The organism is Allorhizobium sp. Av2, assembly GCF_021462805.2.
GTDB lineage: Bacteria > Pseudomonadota > Alphaproteobacteria > Rhizobiales > Rhizobiaceae > Allorhizobium > Allorhizobium vitis_G.
In genome coordinates this window covers 289,019-315,987 of sequence record NZ_CP192699.1, presented here as the reverse complement: position 1 = coordinate 315,987, position 26,969 = coordinate 289,019, and the positions used below count along the sequence as shown (strand labels likewise).

The window sequence follows — 26,969 nt, the reverse complement described above, 5'->3', positions numbered from 1 at the left end:
TCATCAATCTCTCGAGACCGGTGGCGACAGTGGCAAGTTACACAAAATCCGAATGACGGAGAGGTGGTTTTATATGAAGTATTTCAATATCTTATCAAAAATTGCATAAGCATATTTATGGAACATAGTTCCTCCTGACTGAAGTATCCCACTGTTAAAAGAATCCTCAAATTTCCCACGGCAATAACAACAACCAAAATAGAGGTCGAAAATTCCCATCCGAAAAGATGTTGGCTCTCAGGCCACCGCGCTAAGTAGCTCGTCTGGCAGTTCGACAGGCACTGCTCTCGTCTTCGCCTTCCATCGGCGTCCTACAACGGCCCGCACGTCGAGCGCGACACGTCTGATGATCAACCCGGAATTCTCCAGCGCCTGAAACAACATGCGTCGCGCGCCGCTTTGACGGTGATTGGGCGACCACCCCTCCCAAAAGACAAGCCGATCTCGTGTCAACGTGCTCACCCGAAATTTCTGGCGGTCCAGCTGGCGCGCCAATTAGGCTTTCGGCCTGACCGCTTGGTAGAGCTTGTTCGCACCGTCCTTTCCCATGGCCAGGACGTCATACGATGCGCGGGGATCGTCTCCCATGCCCAATGACCCGGCGGGCATACCCGGCACGGCGAGCCCCGCAATTTCGGGTTTCTCTGACAACAGCCTCATCACCGCGTCCAGGGGAACGTGTCCCTCGAGATAGTATCCCGCGACCACCGCGGTGTGGCAGCCCCGCATATTGGTGGGGACGGCGAAGCGGTCCTTTACGGCGTCGAGGTCGTCCACGTTTTCCGCCTGCACGGAAAACCCGGCATTTTTCATCGCGTCCGCCCAAACGTGGCAACATCCGCAGTGCGGGTCCTTGTAGACGACCATGCGTTCGCCGGCTGCCAGCGCCGCTCCGGCTACGGGCAACGCTCCGATGGCAGCCAGGGTGCAAAGGAATTCTCTTCTTTTCATCGCGCTTCTCCTTATCAAACTTAATGTGCGGCCAAGGATGCGGGGACTTGCTTTTCCGTGCGCGCCGCCTTGAATCCATAACCCTTGACCAGCCCGTAGACTGCCGGGATTACGACCAGCGTCAGCAGTGTCGATGATACCATGCCGCCGATCATCGGCACGGCGATCCGCTGCATGATCTCCGAGCCGGCACCCGTACTCCAGAGAATTGGTACCAAGCCCGCCATGATCGCGACAACAGTCATCATCTTCGGACGCACCCGCTCGACGGCTCCGAACATGATGGCCCTGTTGAGGTCTTCCCGTCCGAATATCCTGCCTTCGGCCTCGCACTTCGCCTTCTCGTCCCTGAGTGCGTGGTCAAGGTAGATCAGCATGATCACCCCGGTCTCGGCTGCCACGCCCGCGAGCGCGATGAAGCCGACTGCTACGGCGACCGAGGCGTTGAAGCCCAGCCACCACATCATCCAGATGCCGCCGACCAGAGCGAACGGCAGGGACAGCATGACGATCACCGTTTCGGTCAACGTCTTGAAGTTCAGGTAAAGCAACAGGAAGATCAGCGCCAGCGTCAGCGGGACGACGATCATTAGTCGGTCCTTTGCCCGTTCCAGATATTCGAATTGCCCGCTCCATGCGACGGAATAGCCCGTGGGCATCTCGACGCTCGCCGCGACGGCTTCTTGGGCTTCGGCAACGTAGCCCCCAAGGTCGCGGTTGGCGATGTCTACGAAGATGTAGACGGCGAGCTGGCCGTTCTCCGTCCTTATGGTCGTGGCACCGCGCGTGAGCTTGACTTCGGCGACCTCGCCCAACGGAACCGTGCCGCCACCGGGCAATGATACCTGGACGTCCCTCGCGATGGACTGGGGATCGCTTCGGAAAGCCCTTGGGTAACGGATGGCGACGCCATACCGCTCTCTGCCCTCCACCGTCGAGGTCACGACCTCGGACCCCAGGGCCATTCCGATGACATCCTGGACATCGTCGATCGAAAGCCCATAGCGCCCGAGCACCATGCGATCAGGGATGATATCGAGATAGTATCCACCGATGACGCGCTCGGCGTAGGCACTCGACGTTCCCGGCACCGCCTTGAGAACGGTCTCTATATCGCGAGCGACCTTCTCCATCTCGTTCAGGTTGGTCCCGTAGACCTTGACGCCGACGGGCGTGCGTATTCCGGTCGAAAGCATGTCGATGCGGGCGCGGATGGGCATCGTCCAGGCGTTGGAGACACCGGGAAACTGAAGTGCCGCGTCCATCTCCTGTTTCAGACTGTCAGACGTGACGCCCGGCCGCCATTCGGACTTGGGTTTCAGGGTGATGATGGTCTCAAACATTTCCGTCGGAGCCGGATCGGTTGCCGTCAACGCCCTACCCGCCTTGCCGAACACCGTCTCGACCTCGGGGAAAGATTTGATGATGCGATCCTGCGTTTGCATGAGCTCCGCCGCTTTTGTCACCGAGAGGCCGGGTAGCGTTGTCGGCATGTACATCAGCGTGCCCTCGTCGAGATCAGGCATGAACTCACTCCCGATATGCTGCACGGGCCAGACGGTCACCCCGAGGATCACGATGGCTGCCAGGATTGTCAGGCTCTTGGCCTTAAGGACGCCCGCGATGACCGGACGGTATATCCAGATCAGCAGTCTGTTCAGCGGATTCTTGTGTTCTGGGACAATGCGGCCGCGGACGAACAGGATCATCAGTGCCGGAACAAGTGTGATGGACAGCAGCGCTGCCGCCGCCATCGCGAAGGTCTTGGTGAAGGCGAGCGGTCCGAACAGGCGGCCCTCTTGCGATTCGAGCGTAAAAATCGGCAGGAACGACACCGTGATGATCAGCAGGCTGAAGAACAGCGCCGGCCCGACCTCGCTTGCCGCCTCGATCAGCACTTCGGCTCGAGGCTTGTCAGGAGGCGCGCGTTCCAGATGCTTGTGGGCGTTCTCGATCATGACTATGGCCGCGTCGATCATCGCACCGATAGCGATAGCTATCCCGCCGAGGCTCATGATGTTCGCTCCCAGACCTAGCGCCCGCATGGCCATGAAGGCGATGAGAATGCCGATCGGCAGCATGATGATGGCCACGAGCGCGCTTCGGACATGCAAAAGGAAGGCGATAGTCACCAGTGCAACCACGATCGATTCCTCGATCAACGTGACTTTCAAGGTCTCGATTGCCGCTTCGATGAGTTTCGAACGATCATAGACGGGCAGGATTTCGGTACCAGCCGGAAGACTGCTCTGCACCGCCGCCAAGCTTTCCTTCGCATTCTCGATGACGGTCAGCGCGTTGGCGCCGTCGCGCTGGAGAACGATGCCGCTGGCGACCTCGCCTTCACCGTTCAACTCGGTGATGCCGCGCCGCTCGTCCGGCACCAGTTCGACCCTTGCGACGTCCGAGAGATGCAGCGGGACGCCAGCATTCGTTTTCAGTACGATGCTCTCGATGTCATTGATGCCCTGCAGATAGCCCTTGCCCCGAACCATGAACTCGAACTCGGAAAGCTCGATCGTTCGTCCGCCGACGTCGCGGTTGCTGGAGCGCACGGCATCGGCGATATCCGACAGCGACACGTTCTGAGCCTTCAGGCGGGCGGGATCGACGACAATGGAATACTGCTTAACGAAGCCGCCGACGCTGGCCACCTCGGCGACGCCCTCGGATTTGGAGATGGCAAAGCGCACGACCCAGTCCTGAAGCGACCGAAGTTCGGCCAGCGACAGTTCCTTGGCGACGACGGCATATTGGTAGACCCAGCCCACGCCCGTAGCATCCGGCCCGAGGCTCGGCGACACGCCGTCCGGCAGACGGCTAGCTGCGGCATTCAAGTATTCGAGTACTCGACTGCGCGCCCAGTAGAGATCGGTCCCGTCCTCGAAAATCACGTAGATGAACGAAACGCCGAAGAACGAGAAACCACGCACAACCTTCGACTTCGGCACGGTCAGCATGGAGGTCGTTAGCGGATAGGTGACCTGGTCCTCGACCACTTGCGGAGCCTGACCGGGATAGTCGGTGAACACGATGACCTGAACGTCGGAGAGATCGGGGATCGCATCAAGGGGCAGCGTGCGCAGCGCGTAGACGCCGCCCGCGATAGAAAGAGCAGCGCCGACAAGGATCAGGACGAGGTTGCGGGCCGACCATGCGATGACGTTGGCAATCATGGATTTGCCTCGTCCTGCGTGAGGGCACTCAGTGCCGCGTTGAGGTTGCTTTCGGCGTCCAGCAGGAAGTTGGCGGAAACAACGACGCGGTCGCCTGCTGCGATGCCTTTGATGATCTCCGTCATGTCTTCGCCTCGGACACCCAGCGCGACGTCCATCGGTTCGAACCTGCCCTCGCCCTTGTCGAGAAAGACAATCTGGCGGTCGCCCGTGTCGATGATCGAACTGTTGGGAACGGCGACGACCGGATTTCCGGCTCTGGCTTCGATCTCGACCTCTGCGTACATGTTGGACATTAGCAGACCGTCCGGATTCGGAAGCTCTATCCTGACCTTCGTGGTCCGGGTTTGCACCTGGACCTCCGGATAAATGAGGTCGACCGTTCCCTTGAACGTCGTGCTGGGCAGATTACGAATGATGACGGCGACTGCGGCTCCCTCGCGGACGGCGCTAAGCTCGTATTCGGGGACGTCGGCGATCACCCAGACCTTCGACACGTCAGCAATACGGAACAGAACATCGCCAGCCTCGGCCATCATGCCGCTCACGGCCATGCGCTCCAATACGACACCGTCGCGCGGCGATGTGTAGGCGATGCTCTGCGGCACCTTCCGCTCTGTAGCGATGCTGGTGATCGTTGTCGTGGGCACACCCAGATTCTTCAGCCGCAGAGCCGACCCCGTATCTGGACCCGCCTTGCCGCCGTTGCGCATCTCGGTCGCGTATTCGGCCCCAGCGGTGGCGATCTCCTTCGAATAGAAGTGAAAGAGGTCTTCTCCCTTAGTGATCCGGTCACCGGTGGTGACATCAGCGACGTCCTCGACGAAGGCGTCCGCCCGCATCGAGACGATGCTGACCATGCGCTCGTCGAGCGTCACGGTTCCGGGCACCCGGATTTTCCGGGTGACCGTGGTCATTTCCGCCAGCGCAGTCTTCACCCCCGTCCGCTGGAGTTTGCCAAGTGAGACCTTGACGGTGGAGCTGTCACTAACCTCGCCGTCATAGACAGGGAGATAGTCCATCCCCATTGAATCCTTCTTCGGGACCTTGGAGGTGTCGGGAAGCCCCATGGGGTTGCGGTAGTACAAGATTTTACGCTCGAGTGAGACGGATGCCGTGTCGGGTGACGGTGCGACCGCGCCGGCCGCGCTGAGGCTGACATCCTCGCTTGCACGGACGGTCGCGAACGGCCGCCCGTCGTCGGTGCTTTTCGGCTTTGCGGAATACTCGGCCAGCCCGTCCGGGTGGCGGTAGTAGATCACCGCTCCCGTTCCTTCGCGTCGCGGCTCCGCCTCTGTGGCCATACCGCTATCATCGACGTACCGCCGCAGGCGTGCACCGACATCGTTTTTCCCGGCCCGATAGCCTGCCCAACCGACAATCGCGGCGAGGGAAAGCGTAGCAATGATGCGTGAGACGCTCACGGGATTGCCTTCAAGACGACTTCGCCTTTTACTGTCTCAGGCTCGCCTTGAACCTTGGCGGCGACCTGGAAACGCCATCCGCCTTCCATGGAAAGGTTCGTCGTGAAAGCGTATACGCCCGGCTCCGCGGAAGTAGTTGACTCCACCGTCGTGGTCATCGTCTCCATGCCATCGGGAGCCATGTCCATCCGCGTCGTGAAGATGACGGCATCGGGGACAGTCTTGCCCGTCCGCTTATCGACCAGCCGTACCGACACGGTCGAACCTGGCCCCTGCTTGATCTCGGTCTGGACGGCCTGGAATTCGTAGTCTTGCGCTCCGGCGAAGGAAGCCGTGGCGGTGATGAACAGCAGTGCGCTGGCGAGGAGCGCGATCCTCGCGTCGAAGGTGATCTGTTTCATGATTGAATGTCTCGTCCGGACGGGTCTGCAACCTCGTCCTCAGTCAATATGGATCGCCATCGGTACTGCACGAACGCAGACCTGCGACCGTGCCGAATCGACAACGTGCTCAATGACGTGGGATCAGAGTCTTGGGGGACGTACTGGCGGATCGACCAGTGAGGAGGCAAGCTCCGCATGAAGGGCAATGAGGAACCGATGGGCGACCCGACCGAGATTCAACGACCAGGAATGCGGGTTAGCCACCTGGCCGACGATCACCGTCGTACACACCAAGGCCAGAGGACATGACTTGCCGCTGCAGTCGGGCTTGGCCGGCATTTCGTCAGGGCAACACGGCATGTCGCCTGACATCTCCATGCCGGACATGCCGTGCATCGCGGGTCCGGAGGCCGCCATTACGCTGTCCGCCGCCCCGATGCTCAAGGGACCGACCACGATCCCCAGCAGGGCGGTCACGAACAGCAGTCGATGGATGACCTTCATGAACCTCATCCGCATAGTCTGGCACGAAGACATCGAGGTTGGAAGAGGTCTCACTGAAAAGTGCGTTAGCGACAGCGACGCACTTCGCGCCTGCTCCGATTACCTGTCGATCTGCGGCCATGTAAGTTCACAAGACAGTCGGGATTCGGCAGGTTGCAACTTTCTCGCCTGGTTTGGATTTCACAGCTGTTATGGAGGATTGTCGTGCGTGACCAACATTTGCAGATTATCGAGGCGCTCGGAGTAGCGAAGGAATTCGACGCGTCCGCGGAAGCCGAGCGCAGAACGGCCTTCCTCGCGGATTACATGCAAGCCTCGTCATGCGGAGCGCTCGTCCTTGGCATCAGCGGGGGAGTGGATTCGCTCACCGCGGGACTGCTTGCCCAGACTGCGGTGAAGCGCCTCCGGGGCAGAGGGCATAAGGCGGAGTTCATCGCGGTCAGACTGCCTTATGGCACGCAGGCCGACGAGGCCGACGCTCAGAGAGCGCTCGCGTCCATCGGCCCCGACCGCGTAGTCACCATCGACATAAAGCCCGCAGCGGACGCGATGATGGCCGAGGTCTGCGGGGACGCAGGCGACCTGTTCGAAACCGTTCGGCTGGACTTCCACCTTGGCAACATCAAGGCGCGCCAGCGGATGATCGCCCAGTACGCGCTCGCCGGCGCGGTTCGTGGCCTGGTGATCGGGACTGACCATGCGGCGGAGGCATTGATGGGCTTCTTCACGAAATTCGGCGACGGCGCTGCGGACGTCCTGCCGCTTTCCGGACTGACCAAGCGGCGCGTGCGGGCGCTCGCCGAATATCTCGGTGCGCCGCGGGACCTGGTGTTCAAGGTGCCGACCGCCGATCTGGAGTCCGACGCTCCGCTGCGGCCCGATGAAGACGTCTACGGGGTCACGTATGATGAGATCGACGACTTCCTGGAAGGAAAGCCGATCGAGGAAGCCGCGTTTCAGCGCATCCTCACGACGCACGTCGCGACGGCCCACAAGCGCGCCCTGCCACTCTCGCCGCAATGACAAGGAACGGTCCTTAGGCTCGTTACCGCGATGACGTACTGTCGCCCACCTCGGCGCTTCCGCCTTGCGTGGTCTGCAGGACCAGCAGTAGCGCCACGCCTGAAGAAATCCAGACATCGGCCGGATTGAACACGAACGGCTCCCATTCGCCAAGACGGAGGCTCAGGAAGTCAGTCACGACGCCCCTCAGGCTTCGGTCGATCAGGTTTCCGAGCGCGCCAGCCAGGATCATCGACAGGGCTGCCCGTTGCCAGCCGCGCGAACGATACGCCCACATGGCGATGATAAGTGTTATAATGCCCGTAACCCCGATGAGGACGGCTTTGCCGATTTCGCCGTCGACAGCGAACATGCTGAACGACACGCCGTTGTTGAAGGTCAGGCGCAACGGTACTAAAGGCAGAAAGTCCGCGGGCGGACCGTAGGGTTCAAGGCTCGCCCGCGCCCACGCCTTCGCTCCCAGATCAAGTGCCGCGCCGACCAGGACCAAGGAAATTGAAGCCACCGCCCTCATCTGTCCCTCGACGCAGAAAGGTCCTGTCGTGCGTCCCGGATGATCGACCACGCCGATTGAAGGAAGAGGCCTGCAACCGCGAAAGCAACAACGAGGTCAGGCCATTGCGTTCCCATCCACCAGACCAAGCCCGCAGCGGCCACAACCGCGAGATTGCCAATCGCGTCGTTCCGCGAAAACAACCACACCGCGCGCATGTTGGCGTCGCCCTTACGGTGCGGGATGAGCACCACGGCCGCCAGCACGTTGACGACGAAGGCGACAAGCGCGAAGCCGCCCATTAGCACGGATTCGGGCTGATGCTCGATGAACACCCTGTAGATGGTCGACGCGACGACGCCGAGTCCGAGCAGGCCGAGGAATACACCCTGTAGAAGCGCCGCCTTGGCACGGGCGGCAAGGCCCCATCCGACCGCGACCAGCCCTAGGAATGAGATCATGCCGTCCCCCAGGAAGTCGAGGGCGTCCGCCTGCAGCGCCTGGGAGCCGGCGAGGAAACTTCCGACGATCTCCACGACGCCGTAACCAACGTTCAGGAGCACGACGATCCAGAGCGCCCTTTTATATGCCGGGGTGACATGAGACAGGTCCGGAATCCTGTCGTCGTCATCGCCGTCTGCAATGTCCCTGGATGCACCAATGCGGTCGAGCTGATAACCCAGACCCGTGATGGCGCTTTCCAGCAGAGGAAGGCGGGCCGCTGGCTCGTCAACTTCCAGTGTCATAACCTGCGAGGCGATCGATACCTTCACGTCGGCCACCCCTTCGACCTTGCGCGCGGCCCCCTCGATCTTGGCAGCGCAGGAGGAACAATCCATCCCCGTCACCTGATAGCGGATTGTGTCGGTTGCGGCTGCTGCCATTTCGTCGGTCCTCGATATTTGAATTCGACCATGGTACTACCTGTAGTGACTACAGGAGCAAGATGAAAAATGCAGATCGGCGACTTATCCGAGAAATCTGGCGTGAACATAGAGACAATTCGCTATTACGAGCGCATCGGGGTTCTCCCAATCCCAGCCAGGATGTCCAACGGCCGTCGCACCTATGGCGAAGCAGACGCGCAACGACTGTGCTTTATCCGGAATGCCCGGGAACTTGGTTTCGATCTGGCATCGGTGCGCGTTCTTCTGGCTCTCCAGGAACAACCGGAAGCATCGTGTGAGGATGCAAGCCGCATCGCGCAAAGCCAGCTCGACGCCGTGGAAGATCGTATCGCCCGTCTTACGAACCTGAAAACGGAACTGCGGCGGATGATAGCCGAATGCCGTCTCGGTCAGGTGGCCGATTGCCGGATCATCGACGCCATGGCGGGAGGAAGATCCTCAGGCTGACATCAAAACTGTGTTGGCAGACTTCAACCGACAGTTCCGGCGGACGAGACCTGGCAAGTGGATGTCGCCCAACGTCTCGGCGTCGCGCAGCCGACTGTCGCAAAGATGCTGAAGCGATTAATATCAGAAGGCTCTTGTTGAGTTTTTAGCAGGTTTGATCCGATCGCCATCGGTACTGCACGGACGCAGGCCTGCGACCGTGCCGAATCGACAACGTACTCAATGACGTGGGATCAAAGTCTTGGGGGACGTACTGGCGGATCGACCAGTGAGGAGGCAAGCTCCGCGTGAAGGGGAGTAAGGAACCGGTAGGCGGTCCAGCCGACGTTCAATAACCATGAATGCGAGGTCGCCACCTGACCGACCATCGCCGTCGTACAGAGCACAGCCAGGGGGCAGGACTTGCTCCCGCAGTCTGGTTTGCTCGGTTGTTCATCGGGACAGCATGGCATGTCGTCAGGCATGCCAACCCCGGCCAGACTATCCATCGCGGCAGGCCCCGAGGCGGCCATCGCACTGTCAGCCGCCTGGATGCCAATGGGACCGACAATGATCCCGAGCACGGCGGTCACGAACAGCAGTCGATGGATGACTTTCATGAACCTCATGTTGTTAGTCTGGCAAGGAGCCCTCTTCATTGGAAGACATCTCACGAACATGTGCAGTCAACTCCTTCCAGGCGCGAGGGAAGGTCGCAAGCGGTTAATATCCCTTCACGTGTACCGAAAATACAAAAAACGTTACATCTGGACTGGAGGCCCTTGACCCTCCCACCGTTGGAAGCACCACATTGCATCAGTCACATTAATCGGAGACTTCCAATGTATCATCTCAACATACCCGACATGACCTGCGGTCACTGCGTCAGCACCGTAGAAAAGGCTGTAAAGACCGTCGATCCGAGCGCTTCGGTGGCTGTCGATCTGAGCACCAAGACCGTATCAATCGAGTCGCAAATGGCGTCCGAAGCATTTATCGCGTCGATTGCGAGCGCCGGATATGGGGCGTCTTTTAAGAAATCCTGCTGCAGCCACGTCGCCTAAAATCTTCGGGCTCAGCACGCACAAACAAACACGCGCCATCTCGACGGCGCGTGTGATTGACGAGGTTCAGATAGAGAGCCAACGAGCAGATCGCATCAAACGGGCCATGTTTCGAAAAGAGTTCTTCGGATCATGTTTTCGATCTAAGTTGATCGCAGCCTGCAACCGGTCAGGGAGAATATCCGCGCAGGTCATTGTACAGATTGACCTGTTCCTCCTTCAAAACACCCATCATCTCTAGGTGAGCCGAAAGATGAATATAACGCAGATTTGAGCGGCTTGTTTCGATCTCGCGAATTCGCTCCTGGAGAGCTTTAGGAGAAATAGAGCGCTTGCGAAATCCGACCTCCAGCGCCGTTTCCCGAGCGATCAAGTTTCTTCCCTCCTCGATGGCGTCTTCTCGCATCCCGTTGAAAATTCGCACTGTCGAAGCGTCCTGGTTCGCCGTCAGTCCTAACTCATGCTTCATTTTCAGAACATGCGAGGGTCCTGGCATGCCGTTCAACTCGGCGGCCTTCGCTAACCCCCACCCTCCTCCTTCCTCCAGTTCCGCGATGTCTTCTGCCGACAGACTTTTAATTTCGCGCATCTGCTGCCCAACATAAGGCGAGGAATGCGTGTGCTTTTCCTGCGCCAGCGCGGAAAAAGGCAGAAGCAAGAAAAGGAGCGCGACCAATAGAGATTTCATGGTTCCTCGGCAGGCTTGTTTCGATAAGAGGACCTTGCCAACTAATGACTGGCGGAGACATGATAGCTGTCATGTCGGAAAAAATTGTCAGCCACCTGACGACCAAAGCCGTTGCTCAAAAGTCCTTTGTAAAGGGCGAGCATCTATTCCACCGGGACGATCCGGTGCACATGCTCTTTCTTATCGCGGGAGGGTGTGTGAACCTCGTCCGTTTCCAGGCAGATGGAAACCAGGCGCTTTTGCAGCGCTCGACGGCAGGCACCGTACTGGCTGAAGCTTCGCTGTTTTCAGAGCGGTATCATTGCGACGCTGTCGCGGCGGCAGCAACCGAAGCTTTACTGGTGCCCGTTCCTGCGGTCCGAAAAATGCTGGAACATGACCTGATTTTTGCAAGGGAATGGATGGCACATCTCTCGCGCGAACTGGTGAGCGCCAGAAAGCGGTCAGAAATTGCTGCGCTCAGAACGGTCAGTGCCCGCCTGGATGCTTGGATAGCCTGGAACGATGATGCCTTGCCAGCAAGAGGCGACTGGCGAGGTTTGGCAGACGAAATTGGTGTCTCGCCGGAAGCGCTCTACAGGGAGATATCCCGACGCCGAGGTAGCTCTACACGGGATCATTGAATCTCTGTCGCCCGCCCACCGAACTCACGGATTGAGAATCGTGCCGAGGCTGGGATCGCCATTCACTGGCCAGGGGTTGCCTTGTCACTTCAGCGGGGCACCTCGTAGGTCCGCGGCGATCGCCGATATGATTCCTCACAACGAGGCGAACAAAACCACGGTCCATCCGGCGCGGCCCGCCTGTAGGATGAGTATGGCGCGTGCATCTTACACACGGGATCGATCCAGGCCGGGTCAGCCGACGGAGCAAGCTCGATCTCGTAGAGAGGGACTTCCCCGGTTACCGATCTAAGTGCCACCATGCCGAGGTCTCGTACCGCGATACCCCTTGTGACAGCTGCCTCGGCAATGGGCTGAGTTGCAAGCAATTGCCCAGGCGATGCGAGCGCGGTGATTCGTGCTGCAATGTTGATGGTCGATCCAAATAGATCACCAGCTCTGTGGATGACGGGCCCATGGTTAAGTCCCGCCCGAGTGAGAGGTAGCCGGGATTCTTTACGACATGCCTGCAACAGCGTTCCGAGCACCTGGATCGCTGTATCTGGCTCGGGAAACGCGAGCATCGCCTCATCGCCGATCCATTTGATTGGGGGCTCATAGCCGCTGAGGGCGTCGCGGACCATGCCCTCGAATACTTCAAGCACGACAAGGGCAGCCGCGTCACCATAAACGTCCGAAATAGCGCTGAATCCCGCGATATCTACGAACGCAACTGTGGCCGCTGGTGTCGCCGAATCCTCTCGCTGCCTCATATCGCCCTCCAAGGTTCGAAGATTTGATCCCTTGCGACACCCTCATTCTCGCCCGCATTCGCGCCCTGTGCAACGTTCATCCACGCGCTTGCAAAACATCGCTTGACCTTACCATGCTGGGAAGGTTTATCTATCTATGCAGTTAAGGAAAAGGACACCCATCCGATGACTGCAATATCGAAGATCACACCAGCGTTTCCAGTGCCCATCGCGACCGATTTTGGCATCGAGGGAATGACATGCGCTTCCTGCGTCGTGCGCGTGGAAAAAGCCATTGCTGCCGTCCCCGGCGTGGCCTCGGCCAATGTTAACTTGGCTACGGAACGTGCAACCGTTCACTTTACCGGAACGCCGGACCCCAACGGGGTACTCCGCGCAATCGAAAAGGCCGGGTACGAGCCCAAGATTGTCACCCAAGAACTTAGCATCGAAGGTATGACCTGCGCCTCGTGCGTTTCTCGTGTGGAAAAGGCGCTGAAGGCAGTCCCCGGTGTCATCGACGCGGCTGTGAACCTTGCTACGGAGAAGGCGACCGTTCGTCTGATTTCCGGATCGACTGAGATCACGGCGCTTGAGGCCGCCGTCCGGGGTGCCGGATATGACGTCCGCAAGGTGGTTGCTGATGCCGGCGATGAAGGTGAGGACCGTCGCACCGTCGAAATGCGCACCCTGAAAAGTATGCTGGTATTCTCGGCGTTGCTGACACTGCCGCTCTTCGTGCTAGAAATGGGCTCTCACTTCATTCCCGGCGTCCATGAACTGATCATGGACACCATTGGGATGCGTAACAATCTGTATCTCCAGTTCGTGCTGGCAACCTTGGTTCTGTTTGGTCCGGGTCTGAGGTTCTTCCAGAAGGGTGTGCCAAACCTGTTGCGCTGGACGCCTGATATGAATTCGCTTGTCGTCCTTGGTACGTCTGCGGCCTGGGGTTATTCGGTCGTTGCAACCTTTTTGTCTGGCCTTCTGCCTCCAGGAACCGCGAATGTCTATTACGAGGCTGCGGCCGTCATCGTCACGCTGATCCTGCTCGGTCGATACCTCGAAGCTCGCGCCAAGGGCCGGACCAGCCAGGCCATCAAGCGGCTCGTCGGACTGCAACCCAAGACGGCCTTCGTCTCGCATGGAGGTGAATTCGTCGAAATTCAGATCAGCGACGTTGTCGTCGGCGACGTCATCCGGATCAGACCCGGTGAGAAAATCCCGGTCGACGGCACTGTGGTGGACGGCAGCTCGTACGTCGACGAATCCATGATCACCGGAGAGCCTGTACCCGTCCAGAAGTCTTCGGATAGCGAGGTTGTCGGCGGCACCATCAACAAGACAGGGTCTTTCACCTTCAAGGCCACCAAGGTCGGCAGCGACACGCTGCTTGCCCAGATCATCAAGATGGTCGAGGCGGCGCAGGGTTCAAAGCTGCCGATCCAGGCGCTCGTCGATAAGGTGACCGGCTGGTTCGTCCCGGCGGTGATCCTCGCGGCTGTCCTCACGTTCGTTGCCTGGTACGTCTTTGGCCCCTCTCCTGCGCTGACCTTTGCGCTGGTCAACGCGGTCGCGGTTCTCATCATCGCCTGCCCCTGTGCGATGGGTCTGGCAACGCCGACCTCGATCATGGTCGGCACTGGTCGTGCGGCTGAACTCGGCATCCTGTTCCGCAAGGGTGAGGCTTTGCAAAACCTGCGTGAGACAGATGTCGTCGCTCTCGACAAGACCGGAACGCTGACCAAGGGACGCCCGGAGCTGACAGACTTCATCATTGCCGACGGTTTCGATGCAGACCGGGTTCTGGCTCTGGTTGCCAGCCTGGAGTCTTTGTCCGAGCATCCGATTGCCGAAGCCATCGTATCGGCAGCGAAGGCGAAAGGCGTCGGTTTGGCCCCTGTGACGAATTTCGTGGCGACACCTGGATTTGGTGTGCGCGGGACAGTGGACGGATCGGACATCCTTGTTGGTGCTGACCGCGCCCTGCAGCTACACAAGATCGATGTTTCGAGGTTCGCCCGCGACGCCGAACGGCTCGGTGACAGCGGCAAGTCTCCGCTCTACGCGGCAATCGATGGACGTCTGGCGGCCATCATCGCCGTTTCCGATCCAATGAAGGAAACCACACCTCAGGCGATCAAGGCCTTGCATAACCTCGGTCTTAAAGTGGCGATGATCACCGGAGATAACCGTCGCACCGCCGAGGCGATTGCCAGGCAGCTTGGTATCGACGAAGTCATCGCAGAGGTTTTGCCGGAAGGAAAGGTCGAGGCGGTCAAGAGACTTCGGCACGGCAACCGAAAGGTGGCCTTCATCGGTGACGGCATCAACGATGCTCCTGCCCTGACCGAGGCCGACATAGGCCTGGCGGTAGGGACAGGAACCGATATCGCAATTGAAAGTGCCGATGTCGTGCTGATGTCCGGAGACCTGAACGGTGTGCCGAAGGCCATCGCTCTCAGCAAGGCCACGATCCTGAACATCAAGCAGAACTTGTTTTGGGCATTCGCCTACAACGTCCTCCTGATCCCTGTTGCCGCCGGAGTGCTGTATCCTGTGAACGGCACTCTGATGTCGCCCATATTTGCAGCGGCTGCGATGGCGATGTCGAGTGTGTTTGTATTGGGCAATGCGCTCCGGCTTCGTCGGGCAACTCCGGCATGAAAACTTGGCGTCCGGTTCTCGCCGGACGCCCGTCCACTCCTGGAAGGATATCAAAATGAATATCGGACAAGCCTCAAAAGCGAGCGGCGTTTCGACTAAAATGATCCGCTATTATGAGCAGATCAAGCTGATAAGCCCCGCACACCGGACGGAGGCGAGCTATCGCACTTACAGCGACAACGACATTCATACATTGCGGTTTGTCCGAGGAGCCCGGGACCTCGGTTTTTCAGTGGAGCAGATGAAAACGCTTCTGACCTTATGGCGTGACCGATCCAGAGCGAGTGCGGACGTCAAGGCGATTGCTCTTGAGCATATCGCCGAACTGGAACGCAAGGCGGCTGCAATACAAGCCATGACCAAGACCCTGAAGCACCTGGCGAACCATTGCCAAGGCAACGATAGACCGGATTGCCCGATCATTGAAGAGATTGCGAACGCGACGGAAAAGGACACCCCGGAAATCAATGCCCGGTTTGGGGTTAACGCTATGAAGTGAGGGCTTATCCTTCCTGCCTTCATCTCCACTTCTGACGAAAGCTGTTGCAAACACCGTAAAAAAAGAACCCAGCCGCCCGGTCGCTCGGGATACCTGGAGAACGGGTGGCAGTTGAACGAAATTCCAAAGCCAACAGCCTCGACCCGATCACACTTGGAGGCATCCATTGGGATTTCGCTACTTCCCCTCGATCCGGAACTTCGCGTGGCAAGAGGTGCATGTTTGAAGCATCAGATGAAAGGCATGTTCGGCGGGCATTGATTCCGCTTCTCGTGCGGCATCCATCTTCTTTGCCAGGGGTCCGCCCATCATGGCCTCGCCCCCCTTCATCCGCGTTCCTGGGCCAAGCGTGTCGGGATTTCGGTCAGCTGCGATAGACAGCGCGGACGCGTAGATGCCAAGATCGTCAGCCAACTTGTCGAACTGTTGACGGTCGGTTTCGATGCTTGCGCTGGCTTTCGAGCCAGCCGTGTTGGCGGAACCGTCGAACAACGCCGACAGGCTATCTCCCGAGTGAGCCCGAATAGTCTCGGCGGCCGCTTTGAACGCTTTCGCGTCGTAGGGTGACGTGTCCTTGAACATCGAGTTGATGATCTTGGCGGCGTTTGCCATCGCCTTCATGCCGTCCTGTCTTTTGACTACGTTGCCGGGCGCGGCGGTTTGAGCGGTTGCTACGGAGACGGCCGTGGCGAAAACGACTATTGGAAGCACAAGAGTGGCCAGTTTCGTCGCGCTCGCATTCATCCCCATGCTACACTCCCTTTTCCCGGAGGCTCTTCCTCCCAGTTTTGACCATCCGAGCATATGGAGGCTCGACCTTCGGGGCTCGAAACCTCCTCGCGTTTGATCAAGATCAACGCAACTCCTGCAACGGCATGGTATCGTGCTTGAATATGACAATTGGGTCCCAGCGAAAACATGTTCGCCGCAAACCAAACCATTCGAAGATGCGCGAGACAATTGCTGGCCGTTTTGGTCGCAATTATGTTCCTCGTCGCGCCGATGGCCGAGGCCGCTCCCACTCTTTGCAATAACGACTTATCCCCAGTTGAACATATCGAAACATCCAAACGCGACGTAGCTGGACAAGGTGATCACCACCCTGTCGAGCAGAAGGCTTGCTGCAAAAGCGTATGCAGCCTGTGCAACGTCATTCTTCCGGTTTGGAACCCTGTCGTTCTTCACCTGGATTCCGGCTCTCAGCAATACCTTGATCCGCAGGCGTCCTTCATTGGCTCCACCTGTCGCCCCCCTTTCACGCCTCCTCGATCCCTTGTTTGATCGCTCCCCGCCCCATGGCGGATGATCGTCGGTGCCCGTGATCTCCACGCGGCGCCGTTTCGTCGGCAAGGCCGACACGAGAAAATGAGGCAAAGAGATGAATCGTCGTGAATTCTTAGGAAGACTACTGACGGGTGTAGCGGTCGCTGGTTCGGCTTCCACATTGTTTCCCACGAGCGGCCGGCCGCAGGTGACAACCAGTACACTGCAACCGCTGGCGGAAATCGGAACCCGTTCGCTTTCCATTGGGAAGCGGGTAATCGAAGTGAATGGGAAGGCCGCTAGCGTTTTTGGGCTCGTTCAACCTGACGGCACAGCGGGCATCACGTTGGAAGCAAATAGTCAATTCGACGTCACCCTTACCAATAATATCGACGATCCCACGCTCATCCATTGGCACGGTCTGACGCCCCCGTGGGAAATGGACGGCGTGCCGGACAATCCGTCTGCACTTTTAAGTCCAGCCGAAGCCCGCCGCTATACGTTTCCCGTCGGTGCCGGGGGGACACACTGGATGCATGCGCACACGCTTCAGGAGCAAAACTTGCTGGCCGCCCCGTTAATTGTCAGGACTGCCGATGACGCGAGGCGTGATGAGCAAGAAGTCGTCATTCTCCTGCATGACTTTTCGTTCACACCCGCCGAGGAATTGCTCGCCAGGCTTAAAGGCTCCCGCTCCAAGGGCGGCCTGGCCATGAACCATGGTGCTATGATGCAGGGCATGGCAGCCGGGATGCACGGAGGACATATGTCCGGTATGGCGATGCCAGGAATGGCAGCCATGGACCTGAACGACATCGAGTACGATGCGTATCTCGCCAATGATCGCACGCTCGACGACCCACAGGTGGTTTCGACGGAGAAAGGCGGTCTGGTCCGTCTACGCATCATCAACGGCGCGACGGCGACGGCGTTCACCATCGACACTGGGGCCCTTGCAGGGCGTCTTGTTGCGGTAGACGGACTGTTGGTCCACCCGATTTCGGGAAATCAGTTTCCGATTTCAATGGGCCAGCGCCTGGATATACGGCTGGAGCTTCCAAAAACCGGGGGAGTCCATCCTATTCTCGCCTTACGTGAAGGATCACTGGAGCGGACTGGGGTCATCCTCGCCTCGCCTGGGGCTGACATTGCCAAGATTGCTTCGCGTGGTCCGGCAAATGGACCTGTTCTCGGGCTGGAACTTGAACAGCGGCTGAGGGCCGTCGAGGCTCTTCCAACGCGTCCCGCAGATCATCGTTTCGCTCTCACCCTGACTGGCGACATGGCGGGCTACACCTGGCAAATCGACGGAGGCGATGGCCTCAGTGTGAGGCACGGCGACCGGGTCGAGGTTGCCATGCAGAACATGTCAATGATGGCGCATCCGATGCATCTGCACGGTCATCATTTCCAGGTAATCGGTATCAACGGCAACACGATTCAGGGCGCGGTGCGGGACACCGTTCTGGTTCCGCCGATGGGAAGTGTAGTCACAGCCTTTGATGCGAACAATCCCGGCCGTTGGCCCCTCCACTGCCATCACCTCTACCACATGGCATCCGGAATGATGTCGTTCGTCGCCTATAGGGACGGAAGCTAAGCATTTGCCGTCGAAGTCGAGCGTCGCTGCGCAGAGTCTAAGCCGCGTCGCGCTCCTCACGACATCTTGGACTAGCCAGGGCAACTTATGCTTCCCGATAGAGACGTACCCAAGGAGTTTTTTCCAAATGGATGAACACAAAGATCATCATCAACATCATGCAACTGAAGGTCACGCGGCGGGGAATGGTGCTGCAAGTTCGATGACTACACAAACCGAAGGCGTGATTTACACTTGCCCAATGCATCCGCAGGTAAGGCAAATAGGGCCTGGGAACTGCCCAATCTGCGGGATGACGCTGGAACCGGAAGTGGTCACAGTAGAAACCGGACCCAGCGCCGAATATCTCGACATGAGACGCCGTTTCTGGATCGGGCTCGTTCTGTCCGTGCCTGTGCTCATGCTGGAAATGGGTGGCCACCTCACCAATCTTCACATGGTGCTTGGTGCCCAGACTTCGAATTGGATTCAGCTGGTGCTTGCTACACCTGTCGTCCTATGGGCAGGCTTTCCATTTTTCGAGCGAGCATGGAAGTCGCTCGTCACTATGCGCCTGAACATGTTTACACTGATCGCAATGGGGACGGGGGTCGCGTGGATTTACAGCGTTGTTGCAACCCTTGCACCTGGTCTGTTTCCCGCCACGTTCCGCTCCGCCGACGGTTCGGTCGCCATCTATTTCGAGGCCGCAGCCGTCATCACTGTCCTGGTACTGCTTGGACAGGTGCTGGAGTTACAAGCCCGGGAACAGACCGGTGGTGCCATTCGCGCACTTCTTGATCTTGCCCCGAAGACGGCACGCCGCGTCCGCGATGGGGTTGACGAGGACATTGACCTGGAAATGGTGGTCGTGGGGGATTGGCTTCGGGTTCGCCCAGGTGAAAAGGTCCCCGTCGATGGCAGCCTTATCGAAGGTCGCAGTTCGGTTGATGAATCGATGATCACCGGTGAATCGATGCCCGTCACCAAAGAGGTCGGTGCAAAGCTGATAGGCGGCACGATGAACCAAACTGGTGGCTTCGTCATGGAAGCTGGAAAAGTCGGCCGGGATACCATGCTGTCGCAGATCGTTCGCATGGTTGCGGACGCCCAGCGCTCGCGAGCGCCCATCCAGCGCCTGGCCGACGAAGTTTCCGGTTGGTTCGTCCCCGTGGTGATCGGGATTGCCATCGTGGCATTCGTAGCGTGGATGATATGGGGACCAGAACCGCGCTTCGCCCACGGCCTTGTAGCCGCAGTCGCAGTGCTCATCATCGCATGCCCCTGCGCACTGGGCCTTGCGACCCCAATGTCGATCATGGTGGGCGTTGGCCGGGGTGCAGGTCTTGGTGTCTTGATCAAGAATGCCGAAGCCCTGGAGCGTTTCGAGAAAATCGACACATTGGTCGTCGACAAGACCGGAACCCTGACCGAGGGCAAACCCAAGGTAACGTCGATGTCCGCGATAAACGGGTTCACGGAAACCGAACTGCTGCGCCTTGCGGCAACACTGGAACGGGCGAGCGAGCATCCACTGGCAACTGCCATTGTCAACGCGGCGACAGAACGGGAGCTGGTTCTCGGCGTTGCGGAAGGTTTCGATAGCCCGGTTGGCAAAGGGGTCACGGGCAGTGTCGATGGACGAAAGCTCATTATCGGCAGCCACCGCATTATGGAGGACGCGCATATCGATGTCTCCTCTCTCACCAGCCAGGCGGAGGCGCTGAGAGGAGAAGGCGCAACTGTCATCTTCGTCGCGGTAGACGGCGATGTGGCAGGCCTGTTGGCGATCTCCGACCCAATCAAAACGACGACACCTGATGCAGTTCAAGCCTTACTGAAGGCAGGGGTCCGGGTCGTCATGCTGACCGGCGACAACAAGACAACGGCCGACGCAGTTGCCCGAAAGCTCGGGATCACCGAGGTCGAAGCCGAAATCCTGCCGGAAGACAAGAGCAAGATCGTCAAGCGTTTGCGGGAAGAAGGCCGGATCGTCGCTATGGCTGGGGATGGAGTGAACGACGCCCCTGCCCTGGCTGCCGCAGATGTCGGAATTGCTATGGGAACCGGCACGGATGTCGCGATTGAGAGTGCAGGCGTCACTCTGCTCAAAGGCGATCTGCAAGGGATTGTGCGGGCTCGCCAACTGAGTCATGCAACAATGAACAATATCCGGCAGAACCTGTTCTTCGCCTTCATTTATAATGCGGCTGGCGTCCCAATCGCCGCTGGAGCGCTCTACCCCACGTTCGGACTTTTGCTGTCTCCGATCATCGCTGCGGCCGCGATGGCGCTTTCGTCGGTAAGCGTCATTGGCAACGCCCTCAGATTGAGGAGCGTCCGGATATGAAATGGGATCGCAAATGGACGCTGATTGCTGCGTCGATGGGCGTCATCTTCGCCTTCTTCCTCTTGCGCGAGCACTGGGCGCATGCATTTGGTCTCGCGCCCTACTTTCTCCTGTTAGCTTGCCCCGTCCTGCATCTTTTTCATGGCCACGGTGGTCATGGCCATGGTGGTCACGGCGAGGACCGCCTGGGTAAGGACGAAACACGTTGATCTACCCACACTCCGCACAGGCAGATGTCGAGGTGACGACGTCGGCAGAACGTCTATTTGACTACATGGACGAGCAGGCAAAACCCGGCAGGCGAATGCAGAGATCGTCGATAATGATGCTGTGGGGAAGCATGGCATATGACTTCGACGAAGCTCGCGGGCGAAGCATTGGTTCCGTGATCAAGATGACCGGAAAAGTAGCTGGTTTGAAGCTGTACGTAGACGAAGTCGTCATTCAGCGGCAACGACCGTTTCTAAAAGCATGGGAAACGGTCGGAGAGCCGCGCCTTCTCGTGTCGGAAGTTACCGGATGCCCTTCCAAATAGAGGATAGCGGGCGTCTCTGCCGTCTCCACGTGTTTATCGATTACAACTACCCAAGTTCCGTGGTTGGCCGGATCGCAGGGACCTTACTGGGTGGAAGCTACGCAAGATGGTGCGTCAAGCGGATGGCGGCGGCTGCAAAGGCAGCATTTTTCGACCAAACTCGGACCTGACTGACCCGGCGTCAGTCGCGATGGCGATGGACGTATCAAAAAGAGCGGCCCGCTCTGAGGATAAGACGATGCTCGATAGACGTAAGTGGACAACTTCAGCACTGCTTCTGACGACGACAGGGGTGATCGTCGTCGGCATCGGTATATATTTTGTTCTCTTTCGCCCACCACTGCTGCCCGAAGACGTGCGTTACATGCAGTTGACCGAAGGGGATCTTACGGTACTCGGGCCGAACTTGAGAGATTGGCTCGGCCGTGTCTTTGCGGTCCTCGGAGGCTTCGCGATGGCGACGGGTATTCTTATGATCACACTGGCCGCTACGGCCTTCTGCTCGCGGGAGCCCATAGCAGTGTCCGGTGCCATCCTTGGAGGCGCGGTTTCGATTGGAACGATGACAGCCGTCAATTTCGCGATCAACTCCGACTTCAGGTGGGCACTGCTAGGTCTCTTTGCCATTTGGGCCGCGAGTTTGATCGCCTACTGGTTGGAAGGGGCAAAGGCCTGATGAAACTCCGTGTTTGGGGGAGAGCACGGATGAGAGTGCTCTCCCCCAACGTTTCAAGCCGCCATTTCTGAACAGCTCTCCGCACAATGACGGCAAGCCGCCACACACGAATCCATGTCTCCGACGCGCTCACAATCTTCGGCACACTGTGTGCAGATTTCGGCGCACTCGCGGCAGACGTGCTTGTGATGCTCGGAACCGAGGAGCATGAAATGAGCCGAGGTCCGGCAGATTTCCGCGCAGGCCATCATGAGCCTGAAATGCTTCGGCTCGGTATGTTCGCCGCCCATTTCCAGGCAGTGCCCCATGGCCATCGATAAGCACTCGCGGTAGCAGGCGAGACAATTGTCGATGCAGGCTTTCATTTCGTCTGAAAGGTGATGCATGTTCGTTCTCCCTTCCTACTTCGCTTCCTTGTCGAGCCACTCAGTCATCTCTGCGATTTCCTTGGTCTGGGTATCAATGATCTTCTGAGCCGCCTTTTTAGCCCATTCGTTGTCGCCATATTTCAGCTCCACCTCGGACATGCTGATCGCACCCATGTGATGGGCGATCATCCCGCAGACAAAGGCAACGTCTGCGTCCTTCTTCATCATGCCCTGCATCATGTTCATGTGCATAGACTTCATGCCTTCCATCGATGCCTTCTGATAGTCAGTCATCATTTCGCCCATGCCCATGTCACCGGACATCATATCCATCTTTGACATGTCCATCTCGGACTTACATTTTTCTGGGTATGCCATCTGTGCGAAAGAGGCGGCTGGCACAGTGGCGAGCAATGACAAGGCACCCGCGGCAGCGAGCGAGACTCGTACGAGAGTATTCATTTCAGTTCTCCTTATTGGCTTCGTTTTCGTAAATCGTCACTCAGTCCAGGAGCTTTGGAGGGGGATAGTCCGGTTGCAGAGAGAGGGATATTACTGGTTGTTCGACAGCAACGGACACCGCAACCCTTCGTCTATCGGGAGCGACAAACACGTCGCCCAACGTTACGATGGGACAGCAGGTCAGGTTGGAACAGCAAGCGCGTCCTATGGCACCGTCAGAATAGCGATTAGACGACGAGGAAGAAACTGAGGGGCAGTGATCGTCAGATGCATGCGCCGCCACCGCCATCCCGTGGATATTGGACAGGATGAAAAGTATCGCAAGAACTCGACACGTTAGGTCTGTTATGTTGCGAACGCACATCGACATGTTTCCCTCGGCTTGCGAGCGTGATCGCCACTGGTGCCCGGTGAATCACCCTGTGTAACACCTGAACTCTGAAACGGTTCCGCCTTAGCCCATCGGGGAACGGCCAGATATCCAGATTTAATGTCGGAGCAATCGGCTGCGGCCCTTGACCTTACAAGCGTTGGAACCTTTAAAGTCAAATAATGGAAAAACTCGTCGCCACATAAACGACGTGAATCTCCTGACATATTTCTTTTATTGAAATTTGGCTGCGCTGAAGGTAGCTGTTGAATGATGGGCGCGATGTATCGAATCACATGCAAGAAATTGCTGATTCTGATCAGACTGGTGATTGTTGTGTCACTGGCAGGGTACTCGCTGTCCACTGCTACAGCCGCCATGCACGGCGGGGCGCTCAATGGTACGACAGTAGTGTCGGACACCATGGAGCACGCCGACGCTCAAATCGGCGAACACGATCACCATGCTAGTGTTTCTGCGGACGACGCAGAGTCGAAAGTCGGAAAGCAAAACTGTTGCAACGACTTTTGCATAAGTTTCGCAATTGTCGCAACTACGGACACTTTAGACGGCCCCGTGGTTGCGTCGATCCACAGACTCATTGACGATCAGCGCTCGTTCGGTGAAATCCCGACCCTCCATCGTCCACCGAATATCTGAATAGGATCAACCCGTCCCTGCGGGTCTGAACGTGCGTCAACGAGCATGATTGGCTCGTTCCGCCGATGACATCTCCTATTCGGATTACACCATGAACCTCAAAATTCTGGTGGCTGCCTTGCCGCTCTTCGCAAGCGGATGTGCTGCCACGTTGCCTCCTGAAGTCATTGCTTCGGGCGACATCGCCGACCTAGCGGTCGACGTTCGTCCAATTCACTATCATAATCCCGTTGCGGGCTATACGCACCGCGTCCCGGTCGATCCCAAACCGTGGCGGAACCAGAATGACGCGCAAGCTCCGGACGGAGGGGCGTCATGAGCTTTTTCACTCTCAAATGTGCCGTGACTGTCGCACTTCCTCTCGTTCTCGGAGGATGCGTATCCTCTGCGGAATACTCCGCGGCGACGGCCGGGTTTTCCAATGTTGCGAACAAGACAGCCGAGGCGACCGGAAAAGACACCGTCTGGGTGCAGAACCGCCAAGACGCTCAGGTTGTCTCGGGCCGGGTGAAAACCTTGCTGGCGAGAAAGACCGTGGACGTCGAAACGGCAGTTCAGGTCGCGCTTCTGAACAACAAGGGCCTGCAGGCGGCCTACGCCGATCTTGGAGACTCTTCGGCGGATGCCTGGCAGTCAACCATGCTTGTGAACCCGACCGTTGGCATCGGTCTGACGGGAATCGGTACGCCCGGCCTCGAAGCTTACAAGGCAATCGAAGGTGTGATCGCCACCAACATCCTCGCGCTCGCTACCCAGAAGCGGAACGTCGAGATCGCCGACGGTGGGTTCCGAAAGGCGCAGCTCAATGCGGCCCTGCGGACCTTACAGCTCGCCGCCGACACGCGTCGCGCATGGATCACCGCCGTCGCCTCATGGGAAACGGTAGCCCAGCTCAACCAGGCGCAGGCGGCCGCAGATGCGGCTTCGGAACTCGCACAGAAAATCGGCGAAGCTGGCTCTCTCACCAAGGGCGGACAGGCTCGCGAGCACGTCTTCTACGCCGAACTCACCGGACAGACCGCCAAGGCACGGCTTGAAGCCCGTCTCGCGAAAGAAGAACTCACGCGGCTCATGGGACTTTGGGGATCGGACATAGACTATCAGATTCCGAACCGTCTGCCTCAGCTTCCCAAGAGTCTGGTCAAGCGCGATCTGATCGAAGCAGAAGCGCTTGAGCGTCGGGTCGACCTCCAGATAGCGAAGCTCGACCTCGCGACGACAGCCAAGTCCTACAAGCTGACGGAAGCCACGCGCTACGTCACCGATCTCGAAATTCTCTCCGGCTTCGAGACCGAGCGAGAACTCGAGGATGGCGAGAAGCACAAGCAGACGACCGGAAATGTAGAGCTGGAATTCGTGATCCCGATCTTCGACAGCGGCAAGGCCCGGATGCGGAAATCGGAACTGGCCTACATGCGGGCGGCAAACGTTCTCGCGGAAAAGGCGGTTAACGTCCGTTCGGAAGCTCGCTCCGCCTATCAAGCCTACCGCGCGAACTACGACATCGCACGGCACTATCGCAACAGCGTGGTGCCGCTGCGCGCCAAGATCGAGGAAGAGTCTCTCCTCACATATAATGGCATGATCACCAACACATTCGAATTGCTCGCCGACAGCCGGGAGAAGGTCAATTCGATCCTCCTCGCCGTCAATGCAAAACGCGATTTCTGGTTGGCCGAAGCCAATCTCGCGCCTGCCATCTACGGCGGCGGCGCGGGTTCGGCCAGTGGTGAAACGGAAGTCGCAGCGGCTGCCGAAAGCGGCGGCGGCGGTCACTGAGAAAGGACAAGAGAATGTTCAACAGAAGACAGATGCTCGGCGCAGGCGCAGCCCTCGTTTCGACTGCCGCCTGGGCGAAGACCTCCAACATGGGCCTGCCTGAGGCTGCCATCATGGAAACTGCCGAAACACAGACCCCAGTTCGTCCTTCGTCTGGGCCGGACTACACCCCAGTCGTCACTCTCAACGGCTGGACCCTGCCCCATCGCATGAACAACGGCGTCAAGGAGTTCCACCTTGTGGCGGAGCCCGTCGAGCGTGAGATGGCCGAGGGCATGACAGCCCATCTCTGGGGATACAATGGCCAGTCCCCAGGTCCGACGATCGAGGCGGTCGAGGGTGACCGTGTTCGCATCTTCGTGACCAACAAGCTGCCGGAACATACGACCATCCACTGGCACGGCATGATCCTGCCGTCGGGCATGGACGGCGTCGGCGGACTGTCGCAACCGCACATCCCGGTCGGCAAGACCTTCGTCTATGAGTTCGATCTCGTGAAGTCCGGCACCTTCATGTACCACCCGCATTCCGACGAGATGGTGCAGATGGCGATGGGCATGATGGGTTTCTTCGTCATCCACCCGAAGGACGAGAAGTTCATGCCCGTCGACCGGGACTTCGTGTTTCTACTCAGCGGTTACGACATCGATCCGGGCACCTATGTTCCGCGCGTCATGGAGATGACGGACTTCAATCTCTGGGCCTGGAACAGCCGCATCTTTCCCGGCATCAGTCCGCTGGTCGTGTCAAAGGACGACAGGGTGCGCGTCCGTGTCGGCAATCTGACGATGACCAACCATCCGATCCACATGCACGGCTATGACTTTGAGGTGACCTGTACCGATGGGGGCTGGGTGCGACCAGAAGCCCGCTGGCCGGAGGTCAGCATCGACATCCCCGTCGGCGCCATGCGTGCCTACGAGTTCGATGCCAAGTATCCGGGCGACTGGGCGATCCATTGCCACAAGTCGCACCACACGATGAACGCAATGGGCCATGACGTGCCCACCTTCATTGGCGTCGACAAGAAATCCGTCACCGAGAAGATCAGGAAAATCCAGCCCGAATACATGCCCATGGGAACCGCCGGTATGGCGGACATGGGCGAGATGGAAATGGAAATTCCGGAGAACACCGTTCCGATGATGACCGGATGGGGTCCGCACGGTCCCATCGAGATGGGCGGCATGTTCTCCGTGGTCAAGGTTCGCGAGGGCATCGCGGCGGACGATTACACCGACCCTGGCTGGTACGAAAACCCACCCGGAACGCAAGCCTGGGAGTGGACGGGCGAGTTGCCCGACACGACCAAGGCCAAGGACGCAAAGACCCAGATCACGCCCAAGCCCATGAAGCACGGCTGATCT

Annotated in this window: 28 protein-coding genes and 1 pseudogene; 16 read left to right on the top strand and 13 right to left on the bottom strand. The window is 58.5% G+C overall.

Features of this window, described 5'->3' with window-relative positions; translation table 11 throughout:
* Positions 1-495: 495 nt before the first annotated feature.
* The 5 genes from FS819_RS27175 to FS819_RS27155 form a co-directional block, all read right to left on the bottom strand.
* A complete protein-coding gene (locus FS819_RS27175; RefSeq protein ID WP_070167291.1) occupies positions 496-951 on the bottom strand; it encodes a DUF411 domain-containing protein in 456 nt (151 codons plus the stop codon).
* 20 nt (positions 952-971) lie between these two features.
* On the bottom strand, positions 972-4,127 hold the full coding sequence (locus tag FS819_RS27170; RefSeq protein ID WP_070149923.1) for an efflux RND transporter permease subunit: 3,156 nt from the start codon (positions 4,125-4,127) through the stop codon (positions 972-974).
* Positions 4,124-5,551, bottom strand: coding sequence for an efflux RND transporter periplasmic adaptor subunit (locus tag FS819_RS27165; RefSeq protein WP_081344229.1), 1,428 nt, complete (start codon positions 5,549-5,551; stop codon positions 4,124-4,126). The genes FS819_RS27170 and FS819_RS27165 overlap by 4 nt, the downstream gene beginning before the upstream one ends.
* On the bottom strand, positions 5,548-5,952 hold the full coding sequence (locus tag FS819_RS27160) for a FixH family protein (RefSeq protein WP_070149922.1): 405 nt from the start codon (positions 5,950-5,952) through the stop codon (positions 5,548-5,550). Before FS819_RS27160 ends, FS819_RS27165 begins: the two co-directional genes overlap by 4 nt.
* Positions 5,953-6,075: 123 nt before the next feature.
* Complete coding sequence (locus tag FS819_RS27155) at positions 6,076-6,438, bottom strand: hypothetical protein (RefSeq protein ID WP_234624960.1); 363 nt, start codon at positions 6,436-6,438, stop codon at positions 6,076-6,078.
* Positions 6,439-6,642: 204 nt separating this feature from the next.
* On the opposite strand from FS819_RS27155, the gene nadE reads away from it, so the two are divergent.
* On the top strand, positions 6,643-7,461 hold the full coding sequence (gene nadE / locus FS819_RS27150; protein ID WP_081341783.1) for an NAD(+) synthase: 819 nt from the start codon (positions 6,643-6,645) through the stop codon (positions 7,459-7,461).
* A 22-nt stretch (positions 7,462-7,483) separates the two neighbouring features.
* Here nadE and lspA read toward each other — a convergent pair whose 3' ends face one another.
* Together lspA and FS819_RS27140 are read right to left on the bottom strand one after the other, a co-directional pair.
* On the bottom strand, positions 7,484-7,975 hold the full coding sequence (gene lspA / locus FS819_RS27145; protein ID WP_070149921.1) for a signal peptidase II: 492 nt from the start codon (positions 7,973-7,975) through the stop codon (positions 7,484-7,486).
* The gene (locus tag FS819_RS27140) at positions 7,972-8,838 is read right to left on the bottom strand and encodes a cation diffusion facilitator family transporter (protein WP_070149920.1); all 867 of its coding nucleotides are present in this window, start codon (positions 8,836-8,838) and stop codon (positions 7,972-7,974) included. The genes lspA and FS819_RS27140 overlap by 4 nt, the downstream gene beginning before the upstream one ends.
* A gap of 102 nt (positions 8,839-8,940) precedes the next feature.
* On the opposite strand from FS819_RS27140, the gene FS819_RS27135 reads away from it, so the two are divergent.
* Entirely contained in the window at positions 8,941-9,309 is a 369-nt protein-coding gene (locus FS819_RS27135; RefSeq protein WP_498724753.1) for a MerR family transcriptional regulator, read from the top strand.
* Positions 9,310-9,354: 45 nt separating this feature from the next.
* Positions 9,355-9,441, top strand: a pseudogene (locus FS819_RS27130) (winged helix-turn-helix transcriptional regulator); the annotation flags it as partial.
* Positions 9,442-9,542: 101 nt separating this feature from the next.
* Here FS819_RS27130 and FS819_RS27125 read toward each other — a convergent pair.
* Positions 9,543-9,917 (bottom strand): hypothetical protein, encoded by a 375-nt coding sequence (locus FS819_RS27125; RefSeq protein WP_070149967.1) that lies wholly within the window; start codon positions 9,915-9,917, stop codon positions 9,543-9,545.
* 213 nt (positions 9,918-10,130) lie between these two features.
* On the opposite strand from FS819_RS27125, the gene FS819_RS27120 reads away from it, so the two are divergent.
* Positions 10,131-10,352 (top strand): heavy-metal-associated domain-containing protein, encoded by a 222-nt coding sequence (locus FS819_RS27120; RefSeq protein WP_070149918.1) that lies wholly within the window; start codon positions 10,131-10,133, stop codon positions 10,350-10,352.
* 169 nt (positions 10,353-10,521) lie between these two features.
* On the opposite strand, the gene FS819_RS27115 is transcribed toward FS819_RS27120, so the two are convergent.
* Positions 10,522-11,040, bottom strand: a complete 519-nt coding sequence (locus FS819_RS27115; protein WP_070167290.1) for a hypothetical protein — start codon at positions 11,038-11,040, stop codon at positions 10,522-10,524.
* 71 nt (positions 11,041-11,111) lie between these two features.
* Between FS819_RS27115 and FS819_RS27110 the strand changes: the two genes are divergently transcribed.
* The gene (locus FS819_RS27110; RefSeq protein ID WP_230175147.1) at positions 11,112-11,663 is read left to right on the top strand and encodes a Crp/Fnr family transcriptional regulator; all 552 of its coding nucleotides are present in this window, start codon (positions 11,112-11,114) and stop codon (positions 11,661-11,663) included.
* An 89-nt stretch (positions 11,664-11,752) separates the two neighbouring features.
* Here FS819_RS27110 and FS819_RS27105 read toward each other — a convergent pair whose 3' ends face one another.
* Positions 11,753-12,415, bottom strand: coding sequence for an adenylate/guanylate cyclase domain-containing protein (locus tag FS819_RS27105; RefSeq protein ID WP_070149915.1), 663 nt, complete (start codon positions 12,413-12,415; stop codon positions 11,753-11,755).
* A gap of 165 nt (positions 12,416-12,580) precedes the next feature.
* On the opposite strand from FS819_RS27105, the gene FS819_RS27100 reads away from it, so the two are divergent.
* On the top strand, positions 12,581-15,061 hold the full coding sequence (locus FS819_RS27100) for a heavy metal translocating P-type ATPase (protein ID WP_070149914.1): 2,481 nt from the start codon (positions 12,581-12,583) through the stop codon (positions 15,059-15,061).
* A gap of 55 nt (positions 15,062-15,116) precedes the next feature.
* Entirely contained in the window at positions 15,117-15,560 is a 444-nt protein-coding gene (cueR, locus tag FS819_RS27095; RefSeq protein ID WP_070149913.1) for a Cu(I)-responsive transcriptional regulator, read from the top strand.
* Positions 15,561-15,737: 177 nt separating this feature from the next.
* Here the strand turns inward: cueR and FS819_RS27090 are convergent, their stop codons facing one another.
* Positions 15,738-16,304: a c-type cytochrome gene (locus tag FS819_RS27090; RefSeq protein ID WP_197432319.1), complete on the bottom strand. Its 567-nt coding sequence runs from the start codon at positions 16,302-16,304 to the stop codon at positions 15,738-15,740.
* Positions 16,305-16,938: 634 nt separating this feature from the next.
* Here FS819_RS27090 and FS819_RS27085 point away from each other — a divergent pair.
* The 5 genes from FS819_RS27085 to FS819_RS27065 all read left to right on the top strand — a co-directional run bounded on the left by FS819_RS27085 (position 16,939) and on the right by FS819_RS27065 (position 21,963).
* Positions 16,939-18,423: a multicopper oxidase family protein gene (locus tag FS819_RS27085; RefSeq protein WP_070149910.1), complete on the top strand. Its 1,485-nt coding sequence runs from the start codon at positions 16,939-16,941 to the stop codon at positions 18,421-18,423.
* Positions 18,424-18,625: 202 nt separating this feature from the next.
* Positions 18,626-20,752, top strand: coding sequence for a copper-transporting P-type ATPase (locus FS819_RS27080; RefSeq protein ID WP_070149909.1), 2,127 nt, complete (start codon positions 18,626-18,628; stop codon positions 20,750-20,752).
* Entirely contained in the window at positions 20,749-20,961 is a 213-nt protein-coding gene (locus tag FS819_RS27075) for a DUF2933 domain-containing protein (protein ID WP_070149908.1), read from the top strand. The genes FS819_RS27080 and FS819_RS27075 overlap by 4 nt, the downstream gene beginning before the upstream one ends.
* Entirely contained in the window at positions 20,958-21,287 is a 330-nt protein-coding gene (locus FS819_RS27070; RefSeq protein WP_234624961.1) for a hypothetical protein, read from the top strand. Before FS819_RS27075 ends, FS819_RS27070 begins: the two co-directional genes overlap by 4 nt.
* 106 nt (positions 21,288-21,393) lie before the next feature.
* The gene (locus tag FS819_RS27065; protein WP_234624962.1) at positions 21,394-21,963 is read left to right on the top strand and encodes a hypothetical protein; all 570 of its coding nucleotides are present in this window, start codon (positions 21,394-21,396) and stop codon (positions 21,961-21,963) included.
* A gap of 53 nt (positions 21,964-22,016) precedes the next feature.
* Here FS819_RS27065 and FS819_RS27060 read toward each other — a convergent pair whose 3' ends face one another.
* Both FS819_RS27060 and FS819_RS27055 read right to left on the bottom strand, forming a co-directional pair.
* On the bottom strand, positions 22,017-22,349 hold the full coding sequence (locus FS819_RS27060) for a four-helix bundle copper-binding protein (RefSeq protein ID WP_081344228.1): 333 nt from the start codon (positions 22,347-22,349) through the stop codon (positions 22,017-22,019).
* A gap of 15 nt (positions 22,350-22,364) precedes the next feature.
* A complete protein-coding gene (locus FS819_RS27055) occupies positions 22,365-22,793 on the bottom strand; it encodes a DUF305 domain-containing protein (protein WP_070149905.1) in 429 nt (142 codons plus the stop codon).
* Positions 22,794-23,436: 643 nt separating this feature from the next.
* Here FS819_RS27055 and FS819_RS27050 point away from each other — a divergent pair.
* The 4 genes from FS819_RS27050 (at position 23,437) to FS819_RS27035 (ending at position 26,966) form a co-directional block, all read left to right on the top strand.
* On the top strand, positions 23,437-23,823 hold the full coding sequence (locus tag FS819_RS27050) for a hypothetical protein (RefSeq protein ID WP_070149966.1): 387 nt from the start codon (positions 23,437-23,439) through the stop codon (positions 23,821-23,823).
* Positions 23,824-23,914: 91 nt separating this feature from the next.
* Positions 23,915-24,142: a hypothetical protein gene (locus tag FS819_RS27045; protein WP_070149965.1), complete on the top strand. Its 228-nt coding sequence runs from the start codon at positions 23,915-23,917 to the stop codon at positions 24,140-24,142.
* A complete protein-coding gene (locus tag FS819_RS27040; RefSeq protein WP_070149904.1) occupies positions 24,139-25,602 on the top strand; it encodes a TolC family protein in 1,464 nt (487 codons plus the stop codon). Before FS819_RS27045 ends, FS819_RS27040 begins: the two co-directional genes overlap by 4 nt.
* 14 nt (positions 25,603-25,616) lie before the next feature.
* Complete coding sequence (locus FS819_RS27035) at positions 25,617-26,966, top strand: multicopper oxidase family protein (RefSeq protein ID WP_070149903.1); 1,350 nt, start codon at positions 25,617-25,619, stop codon at positions 26,964-26,966.
* Positions 26,967-26,969: the final 3 nt, after the last annotated feature.

What these genes read in the sequence shown, in the direction of transcription:
- FS819_RS27060 (WP_081344228.1), bottom strand. Translation starts at nt 22,349, where the DNA reads ATGCATCACCTTTCAGACGAAATGAAAGCCTGCATCGACAATTGTCTC.
- FS819_RS27050 (WP_070149966.1), top strand. Translation starts at nt 23,437, where the DNA reads ATGGGCGCGATGTATCGAATCACATGCAAGAAATTGCTGATTCTGATC.
- FS819_RS27075 (WP_070149908.1), top strand. Translation starts at nt 20,749, where the DNA reads ATGAAATGGGATCGCAAATGGACGCTGATTGCTGCGTCGATGGGCGTC.
- FS819_RS27140 (WP_070149920.1), bottom strand. Translation starts at nt 8,838, where the DNA reads ATGGCAGCAGCCGCAACCGACACAATCCGCTATCAGGTGACGGGGATG.
- cueR (WP_070149913.1), top strand. Translation starts at nt 15,117, where the DNA reads ATGAATATCGGACAAGCCTCAAAAGCGAGCGGCGTTTCGACTAAAATG.
- FS819_RS27040 (WP_070149904.1), top strand. Translation starts at nt 24,139, where the DNA reads ATGAGCTTTTTCACTCTCAAATGTGCCGTGACTGTCGCACTTCCTCTC.
- FS819_RS27090 (WP_197432319.1), bottom strand. Translation starts at nt 16,304, where the DNA reads ATGAATGCGAGCGCGACGAAACTGGCCACTCTTGTGCTTCCAATAGTC.
- FS819_RS27085 (WP_070149910.1), top strand. Translation starts at nt 16,939, where the DNA reads ATGAATCGTCGTGAATTCTTAGGAAGACTACTGACGGGTGTAGCGGTC.
- FS819_RS27100 (WP_070149914.1), top strand. Translation starts at nt 12,581, where the DNA reads ATGACTGCAATATCGAAGATCACACCAGCGTTTCCAGTGCCCATCGCG.
- FS819_RS27055 (WP_070149905.1), bottom strand. Translation starts at nt 22,793, where the DNA reads ATGAATACTCTCGTACGAGTCTCGCTCGCTGCCGCGGGTGCCTTGTCA.
- FS819_RS27115 (WP_070167290.1), bottom strand. Translation starts at nt 11,040, where the DNA reads ATGAAATCTCTATTGGTCGCGCTCCTTTTCTTGCTTCTGCCTTTTTCC.
- FS819_RS27035 (WP_070149903.1), top strand. Translation starts at nt 25,617, where the DNA reads ATGTTCAACAGAAGACAGATGCTCGGCGCAGGCGCAGCCCTCGTTTCG.
- FS819_RS27170 (WP_070149923.1), bottom strand. Translation starts at nt 4,127, where the DNA reads ATGATTGCCAACGTCATCGCATGGTCGGCCCGCAACCTCGTCCTGATC.
- FS819_RS27160 (WP_070149922.1), bottom strand. Translation starts at nt 5,952, where the DNA reads ATGAAACAGATCACCTTCGACGCGAGGATCGCGCTCCTCGCCAGCGCA.
- lspA (WP_070149921.1), bottom strand. Translation starts at nt 7,975, where the DNA reads ATGAGGGCGGTGGCTTCAATTTCCTTGGTCCTGGTCGGCGCGGCACTT.
- FS819_RS27155 (WP_234624960.1), bottom strand. Translation starts at nt 6,438, where the DNA reads ATGAAGGTCATCCATCGACTGCTGTTCGTGACCGCCCTGCTGGGGATC.
- FS819_RS27175 (WP_070167291.1), bottom strand. Translation starts at nt 951, where the DNA reads ATGAAAAGAAGAGAATTCCTTTGCACCCTGGCTGCCATCGGAGCGTTG.
- FS819_RS27125 (WP_070149967.1), bottom strand. Translation starts at nt 9,917, where the DNA reads ATGAGGTTCATGAAAGTCATCCATCGACTGCTGTTCGTGACCGCCGTG.
- FS819_RS27120 (WP_070149918.1), top strand. Translation starts at nt 10,131, where the DNA reads ATGTATCATCTCAACATACCCGACATGACCTGCGGTCACTGCGTCAGC.
- FS819_RS27065 (WP_234624962.1), top strand. Translation starts at nt 21,394, where the DNA reads ATGGTGCGTCAAGCGGATGGCGGCGGCTGCAAAGGCAGCATTTTTCGA.
- FS819_RS27105 (WP_070149915.1), bottom strand. Translation starts at nt 12,415, where the DNA reads ATGAGGCAGCGAGAGGATTCGGCGACACCAGCGGCCACAGTTGCGTTC.
- FS819_RS27080 (WP_070149909.1), top strand. Translation starts at nt 18,626, where the DNA reads ATGACTACACAAACCGAAGGCGTGATTTACACTTGCCCAATGCATCCG.
- FS819_RS27045 (WP_070149965.1), top strand. Translation starts at nt 23,915, where the DNA reads ATGAACCTCAAAATTCTGGTGGCTGCCTTGCCGCTCTTCGCAAGCGGA.
- FS819_RS27110 (WP_230175147.1), top strand. Translation starts at nt 11,112, where the DNA reads ATGTCGGAAAAAATTGTCAGCCACCTGACGACCAAAGCCGTTGCTCAA.